Source organism: Streptomyces sp. NPDC030021 (assembly GCF_055574035.1).
Genome location: NZ_JBVIAH010000034.1, coordinates 1 through 25,229 on the forward strand (window position 1 = coordinate 1; position 25,229 = coordinate 25,229).

Below are 25,229 nucleotides of genomic sequence, written 5' to 3' on the forward strand. Positions count from 1 at the left end.
CTACCTCGACCAGCGCGAAATCCCCCGGCCAAAATCCTGGCGCACCCTGGGCACCTGACCTCGGCAACTCCAAGATCCCCGACAGAGTCAAGCTAAGGCTTGTCCCGTAACTGCTGGTCACAGGTGAGATGATCTTGGTGTGGCTGGTGTGATCACGGCGTCGGAGCCGTCTTGGATAGCCCCGTTCACGGGGCTGAGTCCGCGCTGTTTCGGGAAGCTGGTGACCGTGTTGCGGCGCGAGGGTGCCGACGCGGTCCGCAAGGGCCGGCCGTGGAGCCTTCCGCTGGAGGACCGTGCTCTGCTCGTGGCGGCGTACTCCCCCCGCCTGCTCGCCACCCTCGAAGCCGTCGTGCGGCACGGCTCCTTCAACGCCGCCGCACGCGAGCTCGGCTACAGCGCGCCCGCGGTCTCCCAGCAGATCGCCGAACTCGAACGCCGCGCGGGCCTGAGAGTGCTGGAGCGCCGGCCCGTGCGCGCCACACCGGCCGGCGAAGTCCTTCTCGACGCCGAGCAGGGCGTCCGCAACGCGTTGGCGACGGCATCGGTGGAACTCGACGCCATGCGCGCGGGTACGGCCGCACGGATCCGCCTCGGCGCCTTCGCCTCGGCCGCCACCAGCATCGTTCCGCAAGCGCTGGCCCAACTCCACGCGGCCTACCCCCACGTGCAGGTCAGCCTCAGCCAACTGGAACCCGAGGCCTGCTACAACCGGCTCAAGCGGGGGGACATGGACCTGGCCCTCAGCTACGACTACGACTTCATCCCCGTCCCGCCGCCCCGGATGCTGCGCCGGACGCTGGTCGCACGGGATCCGGTGGTGGCCGTGGTCCCGGCACACCACCGCCTGGCCGACAGGGAGGTCATCGACCTGGCCAGCCTCGCGTCCGAGACCTGGATCGCGGCTCCGGAGGCCGCACTGCGCCTGGAACTGCTTTCCCAGATGGCCAAGACGCCTGGCTTCCAGGCCCGCCTGCAATACGAGGGGGACGACTTCAACACCGTGCTCGGCTTCGTGGCCGCAGGCATGTGCGTGGCCGTCATGCCGCAACTCGCCCTGCCCCGCGCCAACACCCAGGTCGTGGCCCGCCCCCTGGCCGAGCCGCAGTTGACGCGCTTCATCTACGCCGTCCGCATCGACACCCGGCACGCCCCGCGCGCCGTCCTGGACCTGGAGCAGATGCTCGCCGCGCAAGCGCTGGCCGCGCTCGCATGAGGCTGCGGCGGGCGGCCACCGGAGGCGAACGGAGCGTGAACCCACGTGAAATGCGCCAAGTTGACGGCGGCCGCACGCGCGTAGACCGGGTGGTGACGCCAGGTCTCCCGGCTTGTCCGACTACCGGACGCGGTGGCTGAAAGTTAAACTAGTGTGTGGCGGGCGCCCTACGTTTGCGGCGGTTGACGTTCCAGCGAGAGGAAACCCCTCATGACCGCCGCCGACAGTGCGCCGCGAACGGCCCGCGTCCTCACCGGCTACCGCCCCGAGGACGGCTTCATGGCCGTGGAGCTGGACCCGCCTCCGGGCGAGTACGTATGGCACGACGAGCACGCCGAGCAGCAGGAGCAGCGCTACGGCCCGGGTGCGGGCTACCACCAGTGGCTGGCAGTGGACGCACGCGACGGCGCCGTATGGTTCGGCGACATCGACTGGCGGGCCCCGTCCGAAGACCTCGGCAGCCAGCTCCCCGGCCTCCCCCGCAGGGCACTCGGCGACGGGGCCGTCCCGGCCTCCGGAAGCATGGTGCAGCTGCTCGGCCACCTGACCCATGACGAACAGCGCGGCTGCTCCTGGCGCTTCTTCACCGCTGAGGAACTGCACGCGCTCGCCCTGCGCATACTCCCCGCCGTGCAGCGGCTCGTGGACTCCATCCACCGCATCGGACCGGACGACGAACTGGAGTGGTCGGCCGAGGCCGCCACCGCCTGGGACGACATCGAGCAGGCCGCGACACACACCTTCGACCCCTCCGGCGATCTCCGCTGGCCCAGGCTGCGCACGACACCGATCCCTGCCTGGCGTGTCGAGGTCGGCGCGTTCCTCGCCATGAACCCCGGTCTGTGCGATCCCTCCTGGGGCCTGGCCACGGACGCGGAACTCGATGCCTACGCCGACTACAGTCCCGAGAGCGGCTATGGCGGTGTACCGGGGCGGATGTGCCGCGCCGCCGACCGGCAGATCGAGGACGGTTTCACTTTCTACGGCCACCGTGCCGCCCTGTACGCCTACCGCGCGCAGGCGTGCGGCGACCGTGTTCCGACAGACGCCCGCGTCTGGCTGGAGACGACAGAGGCGGGTCGGGGCACCTGGGAGGCGGCCAAGCCCCCCGGGGCCACCCTCGCCGACGTCCCCGACTGCGTGCTGGCGGCCTTGGCCGAAGGGTTCCAGAACTCCGCGCACGAGGAGGGTCTGGTCCTGACGGGCCTGGACGCCCATCTGCGCCGGTTGCGCGCCGAGGAACGCTCCGCCGTCGACCAGCAGCTCGTCCGCGAAGCCGAGGAAGTCGAACGCCTCGAGAACATGGTCAAGGACTTCCGCGCGGCACGGAACCGCACCGTGACACGGATCCTGGCCTGGTCCGATGGGCGCAGCGACGGGGAAATCGCCCGCCTGGCGTCCATGCCCGACGACTACGTCAGCGACTGGCGGGCCCGCCTGACCGACGAACAGACGACGGCCACACCGGCAACCTGAAGCATGTGCGGCGAAGACAGGGCACCCGCTCCGCAGCCTCACCGCCCGGGCAGCCCGTCGAGCGCCACGGCCGTCCGTAGACCGAGGCGACGGCCCGAGGCCTTGAGCTGGTGCCGCCGGCCCGCTGCGAGTACCGCTGCGCGGGGTAGGCGGAGCCGGACCTGGCCGCTGTACCGGCGAGACGACCGGAGACGGTGATCGTCGACGGCCTCGGGACCAAACGCACCTGGCCTGCTGCGCCCCGAGCTCCGGACTCCGGCCGCTGCGATCCGAAGCCGCCATCCTCAGCCGGTGCCTACGACCGGACATCGTGAACCCTTGCGCAGGGTGCAGTGGGCGCACGCTCCCCGGCACCCAGCCCGGCGGTTCCAAGCCGCTCATCGAGCGCTAACAAGGGAAAGGCATCACGGCCAGGGACAGAGCGGCGAGCACGATGCCGGGGATGGACCGCTCGGCCTCTCCGGTGCCAGGGAGCGGCAGGACGGCGTCGACGGCGACGTACGTGGCGAGCGCGAAGAACGAGAAGACGATGATCCGTAGGATGGTCTTCTCCCGTGCCTCGCGGCGCGTGGTCGCGGCCGGAGAACTGCCAGGCGACCGCGGCGGCCGAGGAGACCTCGATGACCGAGTCCAGGCCGAAACCGATCAGCGCAGTGGAGGGGGCGATAGCCCCAGCGGTGATGGCGACGATCGCCTCGACAACGTTGTAGGTGATGGTGGCCGCGACCAGCAGCCGTATCCGCTTCGCGAGGGCGTGACGGCGAGCCGGTGCCGGGCCGATGGATATCTCCGCAGCCATCTCAACAGCAACCCTTCTCCTCGGCGTCCACTCACGCACGGTCGGCCTCGACGGCGACCACGGCGGTGCGCAAGTCGTCCAGGGCGTGGCCGAGGCGCTCGTCGGCGAGTTCGTAGCGGGTGCGGCGGCCGACCGGCCGTGACGACAAGACCGCAGTCGCGCAGGCCGGCCAGGTGGTTCGACAGCCGGGTCCGGGAGATGCGCGGCACGTGCCCATACGGCGTGCTGCTGACCACGCTGGCGCTGCTCGTATCGCCCCCCAAGATCCGGACCATTCGCGGGCCAGGAGGCGGGAACTTGGCCCAGCGTCCGCCATTTTGGCTGGTCAGCCGTGGTGCGGCGTCTGTACCACCAGCAGACGAAGAACTTATTAGTAAGTTACTCCCCCAAGAAGCTCGGCTTCTTCTAAGAAGTTGAGAACGGCGCCTGACCTGCACAAACGACCGGTCAGGCACCGCGCCCTCGTCTCGCAATAGCTACCGAAGCCGCGTGATTCCAGAGTTCATTTGCCTCCGGAATCCAACTTCGTAGAGAAGATCCGGGCCAGTCACGGACCAGCGCGATCGCCGGTCCACCGCGCATACCAGCAGACACTGGCCGTCTTCGGAGCCCGTAGCCACCGTCCACGCCGCCTGCGCAGTGAACGACCCACCCCAGACGTCGAGCAGAAGGCGTCAGCACCCGGAAACAGGCGGCGTTGAGCATGGCAGCCACTAGTCACCTGACCACACCGTGCCCCACATGGGACACGACCCCAAGATCAAGAACCCTTTCCGGAAACCACACCGGGGTAATGACAACCCTTCCGTCCGGCCCATCTCTCACAACATCGGCGCAGTTCAGCGCACTCTTCCCCTAAGGCTTGTCCCGTAACTGCTGGTCACAGGTGAGATGATCTTGGTGTGGCTGGTGTGATCACGGCGTCGGAGCCGTCTTGGATAGCCCCGTTCACGGGGCTGAGTCCGCGCTGTTTCGGGAAGCTGGTGACCGTGTTGCGGCGCGAGGGTGCCGACGCGGTCCGCAAGGGCCGGCCGTGGAGCCTTCCGCTGGAGGACCGTGCTCTGCTCGTGGCGGCGTACTGGCGCACGAACTTGACGATGCGCCAGCTCGCTCCGCTGTTCGGGGTCTCGAAGTCGGCCGCCGACCGCATCATCGACCACCTCGGGCCGATGCTCGCCCTGCAGCCCCGCAAGCGGTTCGCCAAGGACACCGTGCTGATCGTGGACGGCACCCTGGTGCCCACCCGCGACCACGCCGTGGCAGAGCAGTCCAAGAACTACCGCTATTCCACGAACCACCAGATCGTCATCGACGCCGACACCCGCCTGGTCGTCGTGGTCGGCCGGCCGCTTGCCGGAAACCGCAACGACTGCAAGGCCTGGGAGGAATCCGGCGCCAAAGCCGCCGTCGGCAGAACACTCACGATCGCCGACGGCGGCTATCCCGGCACCGGACTCGTCATGCCCCACCGCCGCCGCAAAGGCGAAGACCTGCCCGACTGGAAGCAGGCGCACAACAAGTCCCACAAGCAGGTCCGCGCCCGCATCGAGCACGTCTTCGCCCGCATGAAAACCTGGAAGATCCTCCGCGACTGCCGACTCAAAGGCGACGGAGTCCACCACGCCATGCTCGGCATCGCCCGCCTGCACAACCTCGCCCTCGCCGGATAGGCCAGCGGATCGCACCGCGACCGACCCTGCCCAGGGCGACTCAAAGATCATTTACGGGACAAGCCTTAGGCTTTAGGCGAGTTGGGGGCAGTTCTGGCGCAGGAATCGGAGGGCCGTCGTAGTCACCCCACCTGCCCGTGCGAGACCGCCCGATGGGAAGGGCCGACGCGCGTCAGCAGCGGAATAGCCGCGGGGGCCGACACGACCAGCACGAACGCCAGGATCGACAACGGGTAGAGCCTGATGACCAGGCCGATGAAGAGCAGGTCCAGCACCATGGCACGCACCTTCAGCTCAGTGCGACAGTTCCCGTTGCCGTATTACCCGGCTCCGTCTTATGCAACGAGGACTTCGTGTACCTGATCGCCCGCGGGCGTGGGATGGGCGAACGCGAACTGCGGCGGGCTCAGCGGAACGAGGAGGAGTTCCGCTCCTACGTACGGTCGAGCGCCGCATCCGGCAATCAGTCGGAGGAGCTTGCCCGGCTCGCCGAACTCAAGAACCGGCACGAGGTAGAGCGGGCCCAGGTCAAGCTCGGCACCGGCTACTGATGGCCCCCAACCGGCGCCCCTCCGGGAGCCGTAGTAGCGGAGGCAACCCGCCACAGGCCGACCGGAGCAATTGTCAAGACCTGTGGATGAGGCAGCTGTCTCGGTCCCGTGGGGTGGTGGGGCGGAGGGAAGATGACTTGAGTCTCCAGTAAGGGGAGACACAAGGGTGGGGGCATGGACGGCGACGGACTCTTCACGATCGGGGCTCTGGCCCGTAGGACCGGGCTGACGGTCAAGACCATACGGTTCTACTCCGACACCGGGATCGTGCCGTCGACCGGCCGAAGCCCGGCTGGCTACCGGCTCTACGACATCACCGCGCTTGCACGCCTGGATCTGGTGCGCACTCTTCGCGACCTGGGCCTGGAACTTGCCGTCATCCGGCAGGTGCTGGACCGGGAGATCTCGGTGCCCGAGGTCGCGGCGGCACACGCCGACGCACTGGAGGTGCAGATCCGCACCCTTCGACTGCGACGCGCGGTGCTGCGGGCGGTGGCCAAACGGGGCTCTACTCCCAAGGAGATGGACCTCATGCACAAGCTCGCGAAACTCTCCGACGACGAACGCCGACGCCTCGTCAACGACTTCATCGACGACACCTTCGGCGGTCTCGAAGCCAACCCCGACTTCGTGGCCCTGATGCGTTCGGCCATGCCCGAGCTGCCCGACGACCCCGAACCCGAGCAGGTCGACGCCTGGGTCGAGCTCGCCGAACTCACCCAGGACCCGGCCTTCCGCGCCTCCGTGCGACGGATGGCCGAGCACCAGGCGAACGAGCGTGCCCAGGGCGACACCACCGGCCTGCACCAGGAGCTCACCGAAGCCGTCCGCGACCGGGTCGGCGACGCCCTCGCCGCCGGCATCGCCCCGGCCTCCGCCGAGTCCGTGCCCGTCGTCCGTGACCTGACCGCGCGCTACGCCCGAGCCTTCAACCGTGCGGACGACGGCGAGCTGCGCGAGTGGTTGTTGACGCGCCTGGAGACCGCCAACGACCCGCGCGCGGAACGCTACTGGCACCTCCTTGCCGTGATCAACGCCTGGCCCCTCCCGCCGAGCCTTGCGCCCGTGTTCGCCTGGCTCATCGCGGCCCTGCGCGCCGGGACCAGCAGCAGCCCCACCACCGCGTAACCCCCTTGCCCGGCCCTCGCAGCCCCTGATCAGGCTGCGAGGGCCTCGGCACGCTCGACGAGCAGGCCGCGTTCGAAGCAGGCGCCGGCGCGGACGAGCGCGACCAGGTGGGCGCCGTTGACGGCACGCCAGCGGGCCTGGGCGGACTCGACCAGCTTGAACACCATCGCGAGTCCGGCGGCGCGGGACCCGGCGCCCTTGGTGACCTTGGTCCGAAGCCGCACGGTGGCGAAGGTCGACTCGATCGGGTTGGTCGTGCGCAGGTGGATCCAGTGCTCGGCGGGATAGTCGTAGAAGGCCAGCAGCTCGTCCTGGTCGCCAGTGACCTTGGTGACGGCCTTGGGGAACTTCGCCTGGTAGAGCTTGGTGAACACCTCGATGGCCTGCTCGGCGTGTTCGCGGTCCTCGGCGTTGTAGACGTCCTGCAGGGCCTTCTTCGCCGCGGGCTGTGCGGACTTCGGCATGGAGTCGAGGATGTTGGCGGTTTTGTGGACCCAGCACCTCTGTTCGCGAGTTTCGGGGAAGACCTCGCGCAGGGCCTTCCAGAACCCGAGAGCGCCGTCGCCGACGGCCAGGACCGGGGCGCGCATGCCCCGGCGTGCGCAGTCGCGCAGCAGGCCAGCCCACGCCTCGGCCGATTCGCGGTAGCCGTCGGCCATGGCCACCAGCTCCTTGGTGCCGTCCGCGCGCACCCCGAGCACGACCAGGACTGCGGCTTTGGCCTGGTCCAGGCGTATGCGCAGGTGGATACCGTCGACCCAGATGTAGACGTAGTCGGTCTGGGACAAATCGCGATCCTGGAAGGCGGCGTGGTCGTCCTGCCACTGGGCCGTCAGCCGGGTGACCGTGGCCGGGGACAGTCCGGCGGAACTGCCCAAGAACTGTTCCATCGCGGGCACGAAGTCGCCGGTCGACAGGCCGTGCAGGTAGAGCAGGGGCAGTACTTCGGCGATCCTCGGGGACTTGCGGCACCACGGCGGCAAGATCGCCGAGGAGAACCGGCGGCGCTCGCCCGTCGCCTCATCCACGCGCCTGTCGTTCACCCGCGGGGCCTGGACCTCCACCGATCCGGCCGAAGTGGTGACCTTCCGAGGCTGGTGGTGACCGTTACGGACGACCAGGCGGCGGCCGCGCTCATCGCGATCCCCGGTCAACTCGGCGATATAGGCGTCGACTTCCGCCTCAAGAGCCGCGGCGAGCATGCGCCGGGCTCCCTCACGGACGATGTCGTCGATCAAGGAGCCGTCTCGTGTGGAGGCGTCGTCATTCACTACGGTGAGCACGGGGCGTGCCTTCCCGACCGGCGCTCGCAACGCCGGCCTACTCGGTGACCATCACAGGATCAATCGGGAAGGTACGCCCTCCGCATGCCCTCCGAGGTTGATCCACAGGTACTGAGCATTGCTCGCCGACCGACCGACCGCAGGACGTGGACGAGTTCCTCCGCCTACTCAAGGACATCCCGTGACTGCTCCCACACCATCCCAGCGCTGCCGGGCACTGAGCCTGGTCCGCCCCAGCTAAAGGGATCACGTTGTCGATGACGCGCATTGCGCTAGAGCCATACTTCCTGCACCAGGACCAGGTTCAGTCCCTCCTCGGGGAGCAGCGGACGGAGTCCGCGCGGGCGCGTGCTGCCCGCAGGAGCGATCCCCAGGCAGCGTTGCCCTACGTGCTCGCCACAGAACTGGCCGAGGCGCTCTCCTCGCTGGGAATCGGCGAGCTGGCGAGGTGCGTCCTGGGGCAGGATCTGCGCACGGGGCAGATCGTCGGCGCTGAGCTGGAATTTGCGTTCCAGCGGGACCGGGACCACGCGGCCCCAGGCTTCGAGCCGGTCAGCTTCACGGCGGTGCTCGACGCGGGCAAGCCGGTGCACGTCACCGGCACATTCAACTCGGCAAGAACCGCCAGCTCGTCCGCGACCGGCAGCCTCGCCGGGAACAGGCGGGCCTACCTGATCGGAACGGTCACCAATCTCACCGACATCGCCGAATGGATGGACCACAAGAGCCTCGACATCACCTTCAAGATCTACCGCCACCTCATGCCAGGCTCCATCGGCAAAGCAGCCAAGATCCTCGACGTCGGCCTCGCCTCGTAAGACCGGTCAAAGTCCCCACCTGTCAGGCGCCTCTGCTGTCGCTTCCTATGACCTGTCAACAGGTTCCCTCGTCAGGCCCAGGAGGGCGTATCTGGCCGTGTCACGCGTGCTGTACGGCTCTGATCTGGATGTTCTCGGTGAGAGTGGCTGTTCGGTGGGCTCGGCAACGCTGTGGGCGGAGGATTCCTTATGGGTGAGAGCGGCAGCGGGCAGCCGCCGGGCGGCACCCCACGGCGCCCGCATGGTCACGCGTCCGGGAGCGCCGACGGCGCGTCGGACGATGACCGGACGGGGAGGGCCGCCACGCCCGGGAAGTCTGCTGCCGCCAAGGTGACGAGGCCCGGGCCGGTGGCACGGTTGCGTGCGCTCGTGAAGTCCGCAGGGTCTGCGGGGCCTCCCCCGGGGCCGGCGCGGCCGGAGTTCTGGCGCAGCCCTCTCCGCGGCTTGTGGCTGACCGCCGTGTTCGGGCTCGTCCTGCTGTTCGGGATCACGGTGCTGTTCGTGACGGGCCTGCTGTCGTACGCCGCTTACAACCCGGATCTGGCTGCGGTCAACGATCAGACTCCGGACAAGGGGTGGCTCGGCTTCTACCTGTTCTCCTGGCCGACGTCACCGTACTGGCTCTACCGGCTGACCCAGGGCGTCCACGTGACGCTCGGGGTCGTGCTGGTGCCCGTGCTGCTGGCGAAGCTGTGGTCGGTCATTCCAAAGCTGTTCGAGTGGCCCCCGATCCGCTCGGTGAGCCACGCCGTCGACCGCCTGTCCCTTCTCCTCCTGGTCGGCGGCGCCGGCTTCGAATTCGTCACCGGCATCCTCAACGTACAGCTCCACTACATCTTCCCCGGCTCCTTCTACACCCTGCACTTCTACGGAGCCTGGGTGTTCATCGGCGCCTTCGTCGTGCACGTGACGTTCCGGCTGCCCAGGGCGCTCCGCGCCGTCAGCCGCCGTCTCGGGGAGCCCGCGGCGGGTACCGAGGAGGCGGCGGGGCTGGTCGCGCCGCGGCCTGCGGCGCCGACCGTCTCGCGCCGGGGCGCCCTGGCCATGGTCGGGCTCGGGTCGGTGGCGCTGCTGGTGGTCACAGCGGGGCAGAGCATCGGCGGGTGGTGGCGGCAGACCGCGCTGCTGGCACCGCACGGCCGGGACCCCGGCTCGGGCCCGAACGGCTTCCAGATCAACAAGACCGCCGCCTCGGTCGGCATCCGGCCCAGCGACATCGGTCCCGCCTGGCGGCTGACCGTACGCGGCCCCGGACGGCAGGTCGATATCACCTACCGGCAGCTGGTGGCGATGACGCAGCACGAGGCTGCCCTGCCCATCGCCTGCGTGGAAGGCTGGTCCACCACCGACCAGCAGTGGAGCGGGGTCCGGCTCACCGAACTGGCCGCCCTCGTAGGGTTCGGCGTGCGCCCGCCCGAGGTACTGGTGGAGTCGGTACAGCGCGGCGGCTCCTTCCGTTCGGCCGTGCTGCGCGACAACCAGGTCCGCGACAGCCGCTCGCTCCTGGCCCTCCGGGTCAACGGGGCGCCGCTCTCGTCCGACCACGGCTATCCAGCGCGGATCATCGTCCCCGGGGCACCCGGAGTGCACAACACCAAATGGGTCACCCGCCTGACGTTCGGAGAGCCGGCATGAGCGCTCCGACGGCCTTCCGCCGCCGCTACGGCGCCTCCCCGCTGCACCTGCTCCTCGTCCTGGCCTCCTTCGCCCTCGCCCTCTACGCCGGACTGCGCCTGTTCGAGGGCGACACCGTCGGCGTGGCCATGTGGTTCGTCGGCGCGGCCCTCCTCCACGACCTCGTACTGCTCCCCCTGTACTCGCTCACCGATCGGGCGGCACAGGCCCTGTTCACCCGGGGCCCGGACGACGGCCGGTCCACGCCACCGGTGAGCGTCAACTACGTCCGCGTTCCCGGGTTCGTCTCCGGTGTCCTGCTGCTGGTCTGGTGGCCGCTGATCCTGGAACAGGTCGGGCACTACACCGCCGCGACCGCCCTCCCGGCGGACGGCTTCCTGGCCCGGTGGCTGCTGATCACCGCCGCGCTGTTCGCCGCCTCGGCCGTGGTCCTGATCGTACGGACATGGGGCCGGAGCCGGGCTCAGCGGCAGGCCCGCAGCGCGACGAAGTGACGGCCTCCAGTACTGGTCCACCGCTCGGCCTCGGTCCATCCCTCCGACGCTGCCTGGCGGTTCAGCGCCGCGGCGCCGACCACGGCCCATGGGAAGACGGTACTCACGGGCCATTGCCCGGCATGGATACGGACGCGGCGGCGCTCGTCCACATCAGTGGCGGCGACCTCCACCAGGAGGAGGCCTTCCCGGTGCACGAGGGCCCGGACGCGGCGGAGCAACCGTCGGGGGTCACCGCCGATGCCGATGTTCCCGTCGATCAGCAGCGCCGTCCCCCACCCGCCCTCGTCGGGGAGAGCATCGAAGACGGACCTGCTCATTGCGGACCCTCCCCGGCACACCGTCGTGATCACGGCGGAAGGACAGACGTCGATGCCGAGGACCTGGCGGCCCCGCCCCGTCAACGCCTCGACCAGCCGGCCGGCGCCACACCCGATGTCCAGCACCCGGCCGGTGCACCGGCGCAGAACCGTCCGGTCGGCCTCGTCCGCCCGGCCACACCACCGCTCCAGGTCCAGGGGGAAGTGCCAGCCCTCCGCATCGCGCAGTGACAGCGTGCGCTGCGGGGTGTGCATCGCCTGCGCGTAAGAGCTGCTGCTCCAGGCCCGGTGTTCATGAGCGGTCATCCCCCATGTCTCGCCGCACAACGCGCCCGCGGTGCGCTCCAGGCCGTTGATTCCCCCGGATGGGTCTTCAATATCGGTGCAGCCTCAACAGCCCGCCCCTGATGGGCGGATGATCGTGTGCGGTGACGACGGGCTGGCCCGTCGGCCGGCCTCCGAGCTGCGGGAGGTCTACAAGGAGCGGGTAACGCTGGTAGCGCCCGCCGCCCGCGACACTCAGCCGAGCGTCGGCCGCGCCCCTGGGGTACCGGGGCGCGGCCTGCCGGGGCGGGTCCCGCTGCCACGGGCACGGACCGCGGGCGGCGGGCCGCCGGCCGTGCGGGACTGCAGATCCTGGACGCGGCGGAGCCGGACGAGGAGGTACTGGCCGCTGTGGGGGTGGCCGGGGCCGCCGCGCTGGCACTCGTCTATGAGGACGACGACACCAACGTCCGGGCCGCCCTGGTTGCACGCCGGCTCAACCCGAGGCTGAGGCTGGTGATCCGGCTCTACAACCGCAAGCTCGGCCGGCACCTGAAGGAGCTCCTGGACCAGGCCGCGATGGTGGCGGAGCCGGGTATCGACCTGTGGGAGCTGGACTCCTCGACGACCGGGCTCTCGGACGCCGATACGGCCGCGGCCGCGCTGGCCGCCAGTGCCGTCGCGGGTACCGGCAGGGTGGTCCAGGCCGAGGGCCTCCTGCTGTGCGTGGTGGAGCGTACGCGGCGGGCATCGGCTGGGCGCACTCCCTGCTCGCCCTGACCAGCTCGGACACACCACCAACCTCGAGGCCGCCCTGTACGCCCGCACCGTCGAGCCGAATCTGCGGGCCGTGCTTCGCCTGTACGAGGACGACTTCGCGACCGCCGTCTACCGCACGCTGCGGGCCGCGCACCCGGCTGCCCTGACCCGCAGCCGCAGCGTGACGCACCTCGGCGCCCCCGCCTTCGCCGGGGCGATGATGGGCCGGCAGATCCTCGGCGTCATCCCGGTGGAGCGGCGGGTCCTGCTCTTCGCCGCCGTGGACGTGGCCGGCCACCCGCACCTGGAGGGCCGCACCATCGCGGAGTCGTTCCGCCCGGGCGCCTGGCGGGTCCTCGCCCTCGACACCGCCTCACCGGAGGACCGCCGACCCGACCTCGCCTCCGCTCCCGCCGAGGAGCCGCCGCGGCAGTCGGGCCTGGTCTGGGACCTGCACCCGGAATACGTACTCAGCCGGAGGACCGCGTGGTCCTGGCCGCCACGCGTCGCGGGCTGGCAGAACTCCTCGGACCCGGGTTCAAGGTCGCCCAGGCCATCGGCACCCAGCGGGCGAGCGGCAAGGCCACGTTCCAGGAGCTGTTCAACGCGAAGTTCTCCGAGGCGCTGAAGACCCTGGGCAGGCAGCTCGACGTCGCCGACCTCTCCCGACTTCGAGTACCGGGTCGGGCGGGTCCTGGCACGGTTCACAGGCGTGCGCGTCCGTCTCCAAGACGACGGCAGCACGCAGCAGATGCCGGATATCTCCCTTGAGTACGCAGACGGGCGAGTCGGCTTCGCTGAGGTGTGGATGGCCTTGGACACCAAGCACGCCGAAGTGGCAGGGGCCCTCAGCCGTGAACCTGATCTGTCCGCCTCCGGCCTGAGCCGTGAGTGGACCGTCCGTGTCAGCCGGGCTTCCGGCTCAAGAAGGACGGCCGGAGCCACCCGGCAATGGGATCCCGCGCTCCTGGCAGAATTCGAGGCCGCGGGCCAGGTGTACGAGTTCGTGCCGAGTCCCGACAATCTGGCGGTTCATCCCGGCCCCCCTGGCGGCTCGGACCGCTGCTCTGGGCATCCGCGGTCTGGCCTCGCGTCCCGCTCAGCAAGAAGGCGAAGGACGCGTCAGGGTCGTCTCGTGGGGGCAGGTGGTCTCGCGTTGATGATTGGGATGGCTTCCACACGTGGGTCGATACCGAGGTCAACGCGGACACCAGGCGCATGCGGGGCAATCGGGAGAAGCTCAGAAAAAGCGGATGGGGACGAGAGTCACGCCGTCATCGGCGTGACCATGACTGCTCCGTGGCTGGCCCATCGTGCGCCCGCGAGTGACAGCCGGCTTCCCTCGATGGCACCTCTGCTCCCGCAGGAGTTCACCCATATCTGGTTCATCGGGGACCGGATATCCGACCGTTGCCTGGCGTGGTACCCAGATCTGGGATGGTTCGATCCGACCAGGATCACCTGCCAATACGACGGGCACAGGCCGTCGATGGTGCGCCTCCTGGTCCTGCTGAGCGTTTCAGCCGAGCCCGGGTTCACCATCCAGTAGTGCGGCATCCGCCGTGCACCGGAAGGTACCGCTGTGGCGTGCTCGCAGAGCGGGAACCCGCTGGTTCGCCACGGCCACTGCCCGGGGGCGGGCGGCGTCTCCGGGAATCGCCGCGTCAGCAGCGAAGGAGACGTCAGGCCTCGCGGGCCGCCGCTCCGCTGCGGTGCGGCGCAAAGACGGAAAGCCTCCTCCCCGGCGTCCTCCATGGCCTGCAGAGCTGCCGGATCCGTAGTCGGCGGAAGCCGTGGAGCCAGGCGATGGTCCGCTCTACGACCCACCGGTAGACGCCGAGGCCGGAGCCGTGTGGGACTCCGCGGCGGGCGATCACGGGTTTGACTCCGGTCGCCCAGACCAGGCGGCGGTACTTGTCGTGGCCGCGGTCGGGCAGGAGGGTGTCGGGTCGTCTGCGGGGCCGGCCGACGGGGCCGGCGACCGGCGGGATCTTGTTCAGCAGCGGCATCAGCCGGGTGACGTCGTTGCGGTTCCCGCCGGTCAGCGGCACGGCCAGTGGGATGCCCTGGCCGTCGACGATGAGGGGGTATTGCTGCCTGGACGTGCTCGGTCGACCGGGCTGGGCCCGCTTTGGGGCCCCGTCGAGCGGCACTGACGTGGGAGGAGTCGATCACCGCCCGCGACCAGTCCAGCTTCTTCGCGACCCGCAGCCTCTTCAACAGCACGCCGGTATGCAGCACGAACAGGATCCCGCACAGGGCTTGGCGGTCCGGTTCGGAGGGTCGTTGGTCTGGTCGTGGGGAAACGTCAGTCACGGCCGTGGATCGTGTCGGATGAACTGTGGTCGCTCATCGAACCGTTGCTTGCGGATCCGGCGCCGAAGCAGGTGGAGGCCGCCCGCGGGTACCGAAAGTCACGTGATCAACAGCTTCTGTCAGGACCTCTGAGCCGGGGCGCCGGCCGATCCGGCCGGCGTGGGCCACGGTGCCGTTTCACCGCTGATCAGGACGGCCCGATCGTGTCGGCTGGAGCGCGTTGTCGAACACGTAGTCGGCAACGTTGGTGCCGATCTCCCTCCCGTCCTCGGCGTCCCAGCGGAAGTGCACGCCCAGCCAGAGTCGGCTGAACTCGCCCTCCTCGGCGACCTGGCTGAAGCTGTTCATCTGGCGGGACAGAACGAGTGTGTGCGGGTCCTCGGAGTGTGCGGTGAACGAGACCTCGTCACGGTCGAAGTAGTGCTGCATCGCGCCTGCCCACGCAGCGGTGAAGTTGGCGTGCCCAGAGGTCCAGGCGGGGAAGCACGGGGTCCACGGTGCCCCCGAGCGGTCCGCACTGAGGGGCTCCCAGGTTGCGTTCGCGCCGCCCGTCGCCCGGACCGCGGACACCGGGCGCCACTCGTTGATTGGGCTGTCCATCTTGCTGTCCCAGGCTGCGATCCCGGCATCCGCCAACGACAGCGCCGACAGCGCGAACAAGCGGGTGGTCTCGTACGTGTCGAGCTTGAACTTCTTGGCGACGGTCCCGGTCAGCTGGAGCAGTTGCCCCGGGGGGTGGTAGGTGCCGTTCAGGTCGTGGTCCCAGAACCAGCCGACGACGGTCTGATCGTAGGTGCGCTCGGTGGAGTCGACGGCACCGACCCGTCGCACCTCGTCGACCTGGCGCGCGTACTCCGGGCTGGCCAGCATTTCGTCGTAGGAAGTGAAGCCTCGCAGGGTGGGAGGCCGGAACTGCGAGCCGGAGCGGAGCACGAACGGTTTCACCTTGCCCCAGTTCGGGGTCACCGCGTCGCTCGGCTCCTTGCAGGCCCCTTCGTCAGCCGTCGCCTCTTCACCCGTCGGCCGCCAGGCTCCAGGGGTGGTGGTGTCGCCGTTGTAGACCTCCGGGTTGTCCGAACCGTCATCCGCCCGGGATTTGTTGATCTGCCGCACCACGCGGTCGACCACCAGGCGGTCGAGGGGCTCGTAGGCGTAGGGGGAGCGGCCGGTCCGGGCCTCGTACCGGGCGTCGATGTAGGCCTTGTCACCCGGGTACAGCTCGGAGATCATCCGGTACGCCGTACGGTCGATCAGCCGCTCCTCTTCGTCCCGACCCGGCTGCGACGATTCGCTGGCGTACTTCAGCGGCCGGTTGAGGTATGGCTGGTACTTCAAGGTTCCGTACGTGTTCTGATAGGCGCTCTCGGCGTTGTAGATCGCCGCGAAGACCATCGCACCGGACCTGGAGAGGTTGCCGGGCGAGGCGTCCGAGCCCCGCGCATTGCGGAAGGTCTGAAGCAGGACCTTGTTCCAGTACTGCGTCGGATCGCCCTTGTGCCCTGTCACAACGGCGGCCGGCGGCGCAGCGGCCGCCGCCGGACTCAGCCCGGCGAGCAGGGCTCCGGCCACGGCGACGGCCCGTAGCCGTCCCAGGTGTCGGCCGGCGCGGTACTTCAAGCGTGGGAGCACAGACTGCGTGGCGGACGTGCGGTCATCGTTGGGCCTGAGAGGCACGGGCATCCCTTTCGACGTTGCTGATCAACAGCGGCAGCGTAATGTCGGATATGTCGAGATCAAGGTCAACCACGCCGACCTATCGATGTTCTTGCATTTGTCGTGATTTGCATGTAAATGATCACCTGATCGCGATCGTCAAAGCCGAGCTGTGATGGTTCAGGCGTGAAGAGGTCTCACTGAACCTTTTTCATCCTGTGTTTTCGCAGATGAGGAGGGTATGGACCGCAACAACGATGCGGCTGGTGCGGTTGGCTGGGCAGCGGGTCCGGCGGAGGACGCGCCAGGTTTTCAGCAGTGCGAAGGCGCGTTCGCCCGGTGCTCGGAGTCGGACGTGGTCTCGGTTGTACTGCTGGTACTGCGGGGGCTGGATGCTGTGGCGGTAGTAGGGAGTGCGGACGGTGGCGCCGGCGCCTTGGTCGGTCCGGTCGGCCAGGATGAGGATCTGCCGGGTAAGGCAGACCTGGACGATGCCGCGGGCGCGGGCCGCGGTCAGGTCGTGGGTGCGTCCGGACAGTGCACGGGAGAACCACAGGGGTGTGCCGTCCGGCGTGCAATGACCTGCACGTTCATCCCGCGCTTCCTGTGCTTCATCGAGCAGTAGGGCTCATCCGCGGCGACCCGGTCGGCGGGGATCAGGGTCCCCTCAACGATGACGAAGTCGTCTTCACCCATGGCCACCAGCGCCTCGTGCGGACCGGGCGTCCATGCGGCCAGGACCTTGAGCGTTTCGTCGACGTACCGCCAGGCGGTAGCCGTGAAGACGCCGGAACCAGCCGGGCCTGCTTGCAACAACCCAGACGCCGCCACGGCGAGTTCAGCTCCTGCCGACGGGCATGGATCAGCCAGGAGACGTGTTCGACGAGCTCGTGCGGGACATCGAGCGTGGAAGAATACGGAACCAACAGGGTCCCTCGTCGCCGGCGTGATGAGCGGTATCACCACGCCAGCGACGAGGGGACCCTGCTGTGTCACCTCCACCCCGTCTGACCAGCCCCTTCACCCCTCCAGACCCACCGAACGGTGGATGTCTGACGCTGACTCCGCGGAGAGCATGCCCGACCGCTTGATCACCTCGATCGCCAAGCTGCTGGGAGTCTCTGCGGGTATGACCGCAGCAGCCAAAGACGCCGGAGCGCACCACAAGACCACCAGAACGAGCGGGCGACAGCGAGGACGGCGAACTTGCACTCCTCCTGACTGCTGGCTGGACACGAGACTCTAGATTGCCGGCCGCGTCGTGAACCGGGCCGGCAAACGGATACTGCCGCGAGGGCAAGACCGACGCCCGTGACGCCTTCGTGATCGCCGACGAGGTCGGCATGCGCAGGGACCGCAGGCTCATGCGGTCGGCCGATGAGGCCCTTTGGGCTGGAGATCCTCAACCATCCGCCGCACCGACCTCGTCCGCTACCGCCCCCGGACCCGGGCCATCGATCGCCTGCGCTCCGCACTGGCAGGAAAGTCTTGCGGCAATGGCGCCTGCCTGACTGAACCAACCATTTCAATGAGGTTTATAGGCGTCCCGCAACAGCGTGGCTACTCCATCAGGGCGGGTAGGTCGTGGCTGAGCCCCCTCGCCGGTCGGGAGGGGGCTCAGGCCTGTTCGTTCAGCAGGACGCGGGCGGGATGCTCTGCTCGTACTTGAAGACGTTGTGGGGGTCGTACTCCGCCTTGATCGTGCGCAGTCGGTCGAAGTTCGATCCCCAGTAGGCGGTCTCCCAGTCCTGCATGCCGATGTTCGCCACGTTGACGTAGGCACCGTCTACGTAGGGGCGCAGTGCCTGGCTGAATTCGGCGATCCAAGCCTGGGCCTGCGGGGTGAGCGGGTCGCAGACGCCCGGCTGGTCGGAGCGGGTCCCCCAGCCGGCGCCGGGCTCGGAGTAGAAGAGCGCGTCGCGGTGCGGGAACGCCGTGCCGCCGCGGGGGCTCTTCCTGACCGCCCCGCCGAACGCCTGCACAAAGAAGTTGCTGTCGTCTGTGGGCGCGTCCCGCATGAACGAGGAGATCACATCGATCGCCTTCCTCGGGAACGGCTTTCTGGCGAACTGCGAGAAGAACTTCCAGTTCGCGGGTTCGTCCGCGATCGGGATCTGGAAGCCCGCGTACACGTCGCCCCAGTTCCCTACCTGCACCGACACCTGGGGGCTGTCGACCGACAGGATCGGGGCCAGCAGCTTCTTCGCCTCCGCGGGTGTTCCTTCCGCGAGGACCCCAAACAGCAGGATCTGGTTCCGGTGAATTTCGAGCTGGGTGCCGAGGCGGTCGTCCGTGTACGGCGCAGTACGCTGATAGGCCTCGAAGATCCTGGACAGGTCGCCGATTCCGTCCCAAGTGGCCTGCAAATACGTGACGCTCCTCAGTGGGGCCACTTTGTAGGTGAGTGAGGTGACGATCCCGAAGTTGCCGTTCCCGGCTCCGCGCAGCGCCCAGAGCAGGTCCGGGTTGTTGTGCAGATCGGCCTTGACCACCTTGGCGCACTCAGCGCCTTCCGCAACGACGACCTCGGCACCGATCAGGCTGTCGCAGGCCATGCCGATCCAGCGGGTGAGGAAGCCGAGACCGCCGCCGAGTGTCGCCCCGGACAGGCCCACGCTGCCTTCGGTCCCGGTCGTCACCGCGAAGTTCTGCTCCGCGAGCGTGGTCACCGCTTCCAGCTGGTTGAGTCCGGCGCCGACCGTCGCGACACGGGCGGCGCTGTCGATGTCGACCGACTTCAGCTCGCTGATGTCGATCACGAGGCCGTTGTCGATGTTCGACCAGCCCTCAGTGTTGTGGCGGCCGCTGCGGACCCGTAGCGCGACGTCGTTCTGCCGTGCCCATGTAAGGGCATTGACCACGTCCTGCGTGTTCTGGGCGAAGACGATGACCAGCGGATAGCGAGAGATGAGCTGGTCCCAGCCGAGGCGGGCGTCCGTGTACCCGGCGTCGTCGGGGCGGACGATGCGGCCGGTCAGCTTCGCCGGCGGGCACTCCGCGTTCGGGGACGCCTCCTTCACGGCGCTCGCACCGTGGGCCTCGGTGGCCGCGAAGCCCTGCGCGACGACCGCACCGGCACCGGCGACCGCCGTCGCCTTGAGCACTTTACGACGGGAAAAGTCGTTCATGGTCCGTTTCCTCTCGGCCACCTGCGGGCGCGAATTATTCACTTGCGGGCGATTTGGGCGAAGTGGACAGTAGCAAGGATGACCGCGGTGGACTGCATCGACGCACTCGCAACCACGGCCGAAACGGCCCAACGGCCGTAGCCCAGGCACGAACCCGGTGTGCTTGGTTGGTGATACGACCACCCTGGCCGGCCAACCCACTTGCGTCTCGGCTGCCAGCCCCTTCAGGCAGCCGTGGGCGTTCGACCGAGACCCGGCGGCCCAGCAGGCTGGCCTCTCCAAGTGCCGGCCCGAAGCGGCCTGAGTCCGACGGTGCGGTGGATCGCCCCCGACAGCGGTGTCACCCACCGCGTCCGGCGCGGCCGTCCGAGCGCGAAAGCGGATGGTCAGTTGAGCGGGACGGTGGTGGCGGCACGGGCTCCGGGGGCGGTCGGGGTGGGGACCTCCTGGAGGCCCTTGTCGGCGGAGGAGGCGGGGGAGCCTGCGCCGACTGTCCTGGCCCTCACCGCCGACGGCACCGTGAAGGCATGGGGCAAGAACGCCGAGGGCCAGCTCGGCAACGACAGCACGGAGGACAGCGACAAGCCGGTCGACGTCGCCCACCTCGACGGCGTGGCGAAGGTGTTCGCCACCTCGGCTTCGGGCTTCGCCGTCCTCGGCGACGGCAGCGTGGCTGGCTGGGGCAAGAACGCCACCGGCCAGCTGGGCGACGGCACCGAGGCCAACCGCACCACCCCGGTACCCCTCGACCACCTCAGGGGCGTCCAGGACGTCGCCGGCGGCGCGGACTTCACCCTCGCCGCGCTCGACGACGGCTCGGTGATCGGCTGGGGCGCCAACGCCGCCGGCCAGCTCGGCGACGGCAGCACCACCGCTCCCACGCGGCCGACGACCGCCCTGCCGCCCGGCCGCCCGGCCGCCCGGCCGCAGCATCACCCACGTGACGGCGACCATCACGGGCAAGTCCGGCTTCGCGTACTGACGACGAACGCCACCCCGTAACGCCGGCCCGTGCGTGCCTCCGCACCCTGCGGTCACGCACGGGCCGCCTCTGACCTGCCCTGCGACGACCAGGGCAACCGCAAGGCCGCCTGACCACGGCCCCGCCCACAGCGGCCGCCCTCTCGCAGCCGCCCGGCTGCACGTGACCGGTGCCTCCGGTGCGCCTGACGTGTCCGCCCCGACGAGCCCGCAGGCTCCCTGCCACGAGCGGCGCCGAGCCATCCGCACACACACGCCAGGCCCGGTCCACATCCGGCCGCCGCACCTGTGGCGGCCGGTGGTGTGTCATTCGCAGGCGATACCGTCGTCGTCACGGTCGAGATGCGATCCGAAGCCGGGGTCACCCCGCCGGATCGGCGCTGCCCCGGCCTCTCGGACAGCGGTGCAGTTCCGGTACGAAACACCACCGCCACCTCCCCCGGAGCCGGAGCTGCCGGAACCAGCGCTGCTGGAACCGGATGAGGACCCGGCACCCGTCGGGGCACCAAGGCGATTGTCCTCGCCGTCGTCAGCCATCGGCGGACGCGGCGCCCGCGGCCGGTCAGCAGGCAGCGGCGGCCGCGCGGCGCCGGAAACCGACCCCGTCGCAGCCGGCGTGGGAGAGGCGACCGGCACCGGTGCGGACGGCGAAGCAGCCGCGGCGGCCGACGGAGCAGCAGCCGCCGGGGCCACCGGGGGCGCAGCGGTGACGGTGACCGTGACAACCGGCTGAGGCCGTGACTTCGCGTCGTCGTGAGCAGGCTTCGGGCCGGAACCTGCCGAGGCGACCAGGACCGCGAACCAGATCGAGGCCAGGACAACAGTCACCGCTCTGCCTGCCTTGTCCCAGCGAGCCATGAACGCCAGGGCGGCCCCGAGCGGGGGCACGACCAGTGTGGCCGCGACCACGGCGGGAACGGCCAGTGCCGGATGCCATCGGCGAACCACAGCCGGCTGAGGCCGACTGACATCAGGGGGTGGATACACGCGTCTCCAGAGGGGAACGAGAGGGCAGAGTCTGCGACTCGGAGGTGCGACAGACCCCCGACCGTCCGCTCGCGCCCGTCGAAGGTCCACGTGCAGGACGGTCAAGACGGCCCTGCACCGCATATCTGCGGCGCCGCGCACGGACACACCCCATCAACGCCCCTGCCCGCCCCCTGGTACCGGGCAGCCCCGACGCAGTACATCGCCCGTGAGAGCCATCACCGCGCACGCCGGGGCACGCACAGGAGACCGCGGTAGGGGGAGAGGGCGCGGCAGGGTCGGCGAAGCCGGGAAAGGGATCTCCACATCAGCCGACGACGGCCTCTGAGGGAGGAAGGGGTTCGCGGCGACGGCCGTCGCGGTGCCGGCACCTCCAGCGCGCCCAAGGCTGCAGCAGCCAGGCCGGCCCGGCGGCCGTGGCCAGTGACCGGCTCGACGCCGGACAGCTGGCCACGCTCGCCGAACTCGGCGTCGCCCAGGCCACCAGGTGATCTTCAAAGTGCGTGTCCTGCGTGTGGTGCGCAGGCCGGATGGGCACGATGGGAGACGGCCGCGCACCGCGGCCCGCGTGGCGTACCGATAGGGACACCGATGGCAACAGGCATTGTGAAGTGGTTCAACTCGGAGAAGGGGTTCGGGTTCATCCAGCAGGACGACGGCGGCCCGGACGTGTTCGTCCACTTCTCCGCCATCCAGACCACCGGCTTCAAGGAACTCGCCGAAGGCGCCAAGGTCGAGTACGACGTCACCCAGGGCCCCAAGGGACCGCAGGCCGAGCAAGTGGTACCGATCGGCTGACGGGCCCCGCACGCGCCCACCCATCACGGGAGCCTTCTGCCCGAGGTCCGGCAGGGGGCTCCCACGTGCTCGCACATCGCGCGGATCACCGAGGCGAGAGCCACTACGCCCCTCCCTGGTGAGCGGCTGACAGGGCGTCGCCTGCGGTGCGGTGTGCTCAGTCTGTGAGGAAGGCACTTCACGGCAAGCGCGGCAGACGAAAGAGACCTGATCGAATCAAGCCGGCATGGCTGGATAGCCGCAGAACTTGCAATGATTTCACCCGGGACTTCCGTCAGGACACGGGAGAAGGAACCCGACGCATAGGTCAGTTCTCGGGTGGCGCGGCGGTGAGGAGTTCGCGCTTCACGTGCTCGTAGTCGGCCAGGGCCTGCGAGTCGCCGTGGGCGTAGTCGGTCCAGAATCCGGGGCGCTGCCAGCGGGCATCCGCGAGGCGGGTGCGGCCGCCGTAGATGACCAGGGTCCAGCCGGGTGGTATCCGGGTGTCCACTGTCTCGAAGTCGGCAGGGTCCCAGAGCAGTCCGGGGTCGGGGGTGCCGCGGCCGAGCACACGGATCTGGCAATCGATGTCGTAGGTGACCATCTCCAGAACCGGGTAGATGCCGCCCACCCGGATCCCGTCGAACTCCATGACTGGCACGTCGGCCGCGGGGTGGATGATCCGCAGGCATCTGACTCTCATGGGAGAAGTCTCGCCCCATCCGATCCCCTGGTCGCTGTCAGGGTCGCCTCGAAGGAGCCCGCGTCCCCGAGCCCCTACTTGCCGGGCATCCGTGCCGAACGCGGCCCGGCGGCCGCCGCGAAGGTCGGAGCCGGCCAAGCGGCGCAAGGCAGCCGGAGCGGCTTCAAGCCCGCCACGCGCAGCCCGCCACCACCCCGGCGGCCAGGAGCGACCGGCCCCGGCTCGCGCTTGCAGGCCGGTGGCGTTCGCCGCCCAGATCGTCCTACGGGGTGGCGTTACGAGCGGCGGGGCTTGTTTCCCACCACGTGCGGTGAAGATTCACTCATGACGGACGATCAGGAGCGATTCACCCTGTGGACGCCTGCCCAGCCGATCCAACTCCCCGGTGCGGGCGGGATCGACTACTGCGTGGCCAACGACGGATCGCAGCGGCCCAAGGGCACCCGCCGACGCAGCCAGCGCGACAGCCGGTACGTGACCACATGCCAGGAGGGAGCCCTCGGGCAGGTGGACTGGATCGAGTCCCGGTCACCCGCGGTCACCACCACCGTTCGATCCCCGAAGAGCGGAACGCTGGACTCGCAGGGCGACAACGGCAACATCTCCAGCGTCGGCGCCGTCCTGACCGTGGAAGTGTCCTGGGGACAGGAATTCCAGGAAGCCACCGTCCGCTACGACGCCGAGTGCTGGTTCTGGGACGCCATCATGTGGCACCGCGAGGGACCAGACCTGGCCGAAGAGTTCAAACCGGTCATCGACGGGACGATCACCCTCACCCAGGGCCAGGACGTCCTGCAGAGTCACGTCTTCCACGCCGGCGTGGGATCCGTCTTCTACCTGTGCACCGTCACACGCACCTACACCAACCTGCAGCCCGGCACCTACCAGGTCGAAATCACCGGAACCAAGACCAAAGGCAGACGCACAACCGACGGCAAGAACCGCACCGGCAAGGACCGAGTCGTGCTTCAGAAGCACACCGCCACCTTCACCATCGGCTGACCCGGCCAAGCCCCACCCGAGATAGGGCGGCCCGCCCGCCCAGATGCCCGTGGGTAAGGCAGGCACTCCAGCACCCGAGCAGCTGACATCCAACCCCGGAAACCGGGCCTTCTCCGCTTCACCAGTGGACCCGCGCCCAGGACCGGGTTGACCCTGATGGCCACGATCGCCCGGTCCACGCGGTGCGTCTCGCTCGCCGTGAGCTGGGTGAGCGTGGGCTCCACCATGACGACGCGCGAGCGCCGCGCGGAGGGATCAGGCGACACGGGGCTACTCATCCGCGAGGAAGGGCGGATGCTGTGGTGCATGCCGTTACCTGTCCCGGGCGGTCAGGAGCAGGACCAAGGCCTGGGAGCGGGTGGTCCCGAGCGCGGTGGCCACCGCTTCGGCGGACATACCGTCGTCGCGCAGCGCGTCGGCGGCTTCCCGGCCCACCTGGGCGGCCATCCGCTCCAGCACACCGGCGGCGCGCAGCGCGGCCAACGGCGCGGCCGCGGCCGTGTCGGTCAGCTGCTCGGCCATCTCGACCAGGAGCGCGGCCAGCGGCTGGGGCAGCGGCACAGCAGCATCGCGGACAACGGACAGGTGCGCGGTCCAGTCCGCGAGCGGTCCCGAAAGATCGACATCCGCTGTGTACAGGGGCTGGTCGCCGATCGTCGCCCAGTCCAGGCGGTACTGGGCCGGGCTGCGCCATCCGCACGCGCACACCGCCCGGAGGGCCTCGGCGCGCGGGCGGCGGGCCCGGCCGTCGTAGGCCGACCAGTGCGTGGTCGACGGCACGTCCGAACCGCTCCCGACATCGAAGTACACCGGCCCCGGCTCGCTGCCGCCGACCAGAACACCCGCCGCGCCCGCGTGCGCGTCCCCGAAATCCACCATCACACCGCCCCTCTTCCACATCCCCTGCCGACAGGGCGGCCGGATCCCGTCCGCGACCCTGCCCCGTCCACGCACGCGCCCACACCCGGAAGGGCCCAACAACCCGTGCGGCTGGGTACCGGGCCCCGCCGCACGGCACTGCTGGAAGGCGAGCCACAGTTGCCATCTCCGGCGGAACGGGCGCGGCTGCGTGAGGCACGCAGGCCCGGCTCGCGGCCGCGTTGAAGACGCAGCAGACGGTGAAGAACCGGGAGAACGGCCGCCAGGCAATCCCGGGGACTCCCTCAGTATGAAAACCCCGACCAGCCAGCGGGGGCCGGACGGGGGGCATGCGGGGCGGAACAGCCAGGGCAGCCACTTCACAGCGGATCCCCCGACTCCAGCCGGACGATC

At 69.3% G+C, this 25,229-nt stretch carries 20 protein-coding genes and 7 pseudogenes; 15 read left to right on the top strand and 12 right to left on the bottom strand.

The genetic code is table 11. The features are described 5' to 3' along the window. Positions 1-139: 139 nt before the first annotated feature. The 3 genes and pseudogenes from ACZ4YL_RS38845 to ACZ4YL_RS38855 form a co-directional block, all read left to right on the top strand. Positions 140-481: pseudogene (locus ACZ4YL_RS38845) on the top strand (helix-turn-helix domain-containing protein); the annotation flags it as partial. A 78-nt stretch (positions 482-559) separates the two neighbouring features. Beyond that, entirely contained in the window at positions 560-1,213 is a 654-nt protein-coding gene (locus tag ACZ4YL_RS38850; RefSeq protein ID WP_468123068.1) for a LysR substrate-binding domain-containing protein, read from the top strand. Between the two features lie 210 nt (positions 1,214-1,423). After that, positions 1,424-2,689 carry a hypothetical protein gene (locus ACZ4YL_RS38855; RefSeq protein ID WP_468123012.1) on the top strand — a complete coding sequence of 422 codons (1,266 nt, stop codon included), beginning with the start codon at positions 1,424-1,426 and terminating at the stop codon, positions 2,687-2,689. 396 nt (positions 2,690-3,085) lie between these two features. Here ACZ4YL_RS38855 and ACZ4YL_RS38860 read toward each other — a convergent pair. Together ACZ4YL_RS38860 and ACZ4YL_RS38865 are read right to left on the bottom strand one after the other, a co-directional pair. Next, positions 3,086-3,488: pseudogene (locus ACZ4YL_RS38860) on the bottom strand (cation transporter); the annotation flags it as partial. Between the two features lie 31 nt (positions 3,489-3,519). Next, a pseudogene (locus ACZ4YL_RS38865) lies at positions 3,520-3,688 on the bottom strand (helix-turn-helix domain-containing protein); the annotation flags it as partial. A gap of 702 nt (positions 3,689-4,390) precedes the next feature. On the opposite strand from ACZ4YL_RS38865, the gene ACZ4YL_RS38870 reads away from it, so the two are divergent. Next, on the top strand, positions 4,391-5,158 hold the full coding sequence (locus ACZ4YL_RS38870; protein WP_468123013.1) for a transposase: 768 nt from the start codon (positions 4,391-4,393) through the stop codon (positions 5,156-5,158). A 122-nt stretch (positions 5,159-5,280) separates the two neighbouring features. Here ACZ4YL_RS38870 and ACZ4YL_RS38875 read toward each other — a convergent pair whose 3' ends face one another. After that, positions 5,281-5,436 carry a hypothetical protein gene (locus tag ACZ4YL_RS38875; RefSeq protein WP_468123014.1) on the bottom strand — a complete coding sequence of 52 codons (156 nt, stop codon included), beginning with the start codon at positions 5,434-5,436 and terminating at the stop codon, positions 5,281-5,283. A gap of 75 nt (positions 5,437-5,511) precedes the next feature. Here ACZ4YL_RS38875 and ACZ4YL_RS38880 point away from each other — a divergent pair, with 75 nt between their 5' ends. Further along, positions 5,512-5,709 carry a hypothetical protein gene (locus tag ACZ4YL_RS38880; protein ID WP_468123016.1) on the top strand — a complete coding sequence of 66 codons (198 nt, stop codon included), beginning with the start codon at positions 5,512-5,514 and terminating at the stop codon, positions 5,707-5,709. A 174-nt stretch (positions 5,710-5,883) separates the two neighbouring features. Further along, entirely contained in the window at positions 5,884-6,837 is a 954-nt protein-coding gene (locus ACZ4YL_RS38885; protein ID WP_468123018.1) for a MerR family transcriptional regulator, read from the top strand. 29 nt (positions 6,838-6,866) lie between these two features. On the opposite strand, the gene ACZ4YL_RS38890 is transcribed toward ACZ4YL_RS38885, so the two are convergent. Further along, positions 6,867-8,120: an IS256 family transposase gene (locus ACZ4YL_RS38890; protein ID WP_468123019.1), complete on the bottom strand. Its 1,254-nt coding sequence runs from the start codon at positions 8,118-8,120 to the stop codon at positions 6,867-6,869. A gap of 692 nt (positions 8,121-8,812) precedes the next feature. Here ACZ4YL_RS38890 and ACZ4YL_RS38895 point away from each other — a divergent pair. The 3 genes and pseudogenes from ACZ4YL_RS38895 to ACZ4YL_RS38905 form a co-directional block, all read left to right on the top strand. After that, positions 8,813-8,938: pseudogene (locus ACZ4YL_RS38895) on the top strand (tyrosine-type recombinase/integrase); the annotation flags it as partial. Positions 8,939-9,307: 369 nt separating this feature from the next. Then, positions 9,308-10,573: a molybdopterin-dependent oxidoreductase gene (locus tag ACZ4YL_RS38900; protein WP_468123020.1), complete on the top strand. Its 1,266-nt coding sequence runs from the start codon at positions 9,308-9,310 to the stop codon at positions 10,571-10,573. After that, positions 10,570-11,067 carry a hypothetical protein gene (locus ACZ4YL_RS38905; protein WP_468123021.1) on the top strand — a complete coding sequence of 166 codons (498 nt, stop codon included), beginning with the start codon at positions 10,570-10,572 and terminating at the stop codon, positions 11,065-11,067. Before ACZ4YL_RS38900 ends, ACZ4YL_RS38905 begins: the two co-directional genes overlap by 4 nt. Here ACZ4YL_RS38905 and ACZ4YL_RS38910 read toward each other — a convergent pair. After that, positions 11,037-11,693 carry a class I SAM-dependent methyltransferase gene (locus ACZ4YL_RS38910; protein ID WP_468123023.1) on the bottom strand — a complete coding sequence of 219 codons (657 nt, stop codon included), beginning with the start codon at positions 11,691-11,693 and terminating at the stop codon, positions 11,037-11,039. The genes ACZ4YL_RS38905 and ACZ4YL_RS38910 overlap by 31 nt on opposite strands. Before the next feature lie 375 nt (positions 11,694-12,068). Here ACZ4YL_RS38910 and ACZ4YL_RS38915 point away from each other — a divergent pair, with 375 nt between their 5' ends. The 3 genes and pseudogenes from ACZ4YL_RS38915 (at position 12,069) to ACZ4YL_RS38925 (ending at position 13,959) form a co-directional block, all read left to right on the top strand. Then, positions 12,069-12,431 carry a hypothetical protein gene (locus ACZ4YL_RS38915; protein WP_468123070.1) on the top strand — a complete coding sequence of 121 codons (363 nt, stop codon included), beginning with the start codon at positions 12,069-12,071 and terminating at the stop codon, positions 12,429-12,431. Next, positions 12,386-12,938 (top strand): annotated as a pseudogene (locus tag ACZ4YL_RS38920) (NAD-binding protein); the annotation flags it as partial. The gene ACZ4YL_RS38915 and the pseudogene ACZ4YL_RS38920, both read left to right, overlap by 46 nt. A gap of 817 nt (positions 12,939-13,755) precedes the next feature. Beyond that, positions 13,756-13,959: a hypothetical protein gene (locus ACZ4YL_RS38925; RefSeq protein WP_468123025.1), complete on the top strand. Its 204-nt coding sequence runs from the start codon at positions 13,756-13,758 to the stop codon at positions 13,957-13,959. A gap of 220 nt (positions 13,960-14,179) precedes the next feature. Here the strand turns inward: ACZ4YL_RS38925 and ACZ4YL_RS38930 are convergent. From ACZ4YL_RS38930 to ACZ4YL_RS38945, 4 genes and pseudogenes are all read right to left on the bottom strand, one after another. Continuing rightward, positions 14,180-14,705, bottom strand: a pseudogene (locus tag ACZ4YL_RS38930) (transposase); the annotation flags it as partial. Between the two features lie 198 nt (positions 14,706-14,903). After that, positions 14,904-16,343 carry a vanadium-dependent haloperoxidase gene (locus ACZ4YL_RS38935; RefSeq protein WP_468123027.1) on the bottom strand — a complete coding sequence of 480 codons (1,440 nt, stop codon included), beginning with the start codon at positions 16,341-16,343 and terminating at the stop codon, positions 14,904-14,906. A gap of 247 nt (positions 16,344-16,590) precedes the next feature. Then, positions 16,591-17,345, bottom strand: a pseudogene (locus tag ACZ4YL_RS38940) (transposase family protein). A 665-nt stretch (positions 17,346-18,010) separates the two neighbouring features. After that, the gene (locus ACZ4YL_RS38945) at positions 18,011-19,507 is read right to left on the bottom strand and encodes an FAD-binding oxidoreductase (RefSeq protein ID WP_468123029.1); all 1,497 of its coding nucleotides are present in this window, start codon (positions 19,505-19,507) and stop codon (positions 18,011-18,013) included. A gap of 456 nt (positions 19,508-19,963) precedes the next feature. On the opposite strand from ACZ4YL_RS38945, the gene ACZ4YL_RS38950 reads away from it, so the two are divergent. Continuing rightward, positions 19,964-20,509, top strand: a complete 546-nt coding sequence (locus ACZ4YL_RS38950; RefSeq protein ID WP_468123030.1) for an RCC1 domain-containing protein — start codon at positions 19,964-19,966, stop codon at positions 20,507-20,509. A 285-nt stretch (positions 20,510-20,794) separates the two neighbouring features. Here the strand turns inward: ACZ4YL_RS38950 and ACZ4YL_RS38955 are convergent, their stop codons facing one another. Further along, complete coding sequence (locus ACZ4YL_RS38955; protein WP_468123072.1) at positions 20,795-21,598, bottom strand: excalibur calcium-binding domain-containing protein; 804 nt, start codon at positions 21,596-21,598, stop codon at positions 20,795-20,797. A 468-nt stretch (positions 21,599-22,066) separates the two neighbouring features. Here ACZ4YL_RS38955 and ACZ4YL_RS38960 point away from each other — a divergent pair, with 468 nt between their 5' ends. After that, positions 22,067-22,273 carry a cold-shock protein gene (locus tag ACZ4YL_RS38960; protein ID WP_081524690.1) on the top strand — a complete coding sequence of 69 codons (207 nt, stop codon included), beginning with the start codon at positions 22,067-22,069 and terminating at the stop codon, positions 22,271-22,273. 307 nt (positions 22,274-22,580) lie between these two features. Here ACZ4YL_RS38960 and ACZ4YL_RS38965 read toward each other — a convergent pair whose 3' ends face one another. Then, positions 22,581-22,955: a hypothetical protein gene (locus ACZ4YL_RS38965; protein ID WP_468123031.1), complete on the bottom strand. Its 375-nt coding sequence runs from the start codon at positions 22,953-22,955 to the stop codon at positions 22,581-22,583. 324 nt (positions 22,956-23,279) lie between these two features. Between ACZ4YL_RS38965 and ACZ4YL_RS38970 the strand changes: the two genes are divergently transcribed. Beyond that, entirely contained in the window at positions 23,280-23,957 is a 678-nt protein-coding gene (locus tag ACZ4YL_RS38970) for a hypothetical protein (protein WP_468123033.1), read from the top strand. Between the two features lie 312 nt (positions 23,958-24,269). On the opposite strand, the gene ACZ4YL_RS38975 is transcribed toward ACZ4YL_RS38970, so the two are convergent. Continuing rightward, the gene (locus ACZ4YL_RS38975; protein WP_468123034.1) at positions 24,270-24,836 is read right to left on the bottom strand and encodes a hypothetical protein; all 567 of its coding nucleotides are present in this window, start codon (positions 24,834-24,836) and stop codon (positions 24,270-24,272) included. Positions 24,837-25,229: the final 393 nt, after the last annotated feature.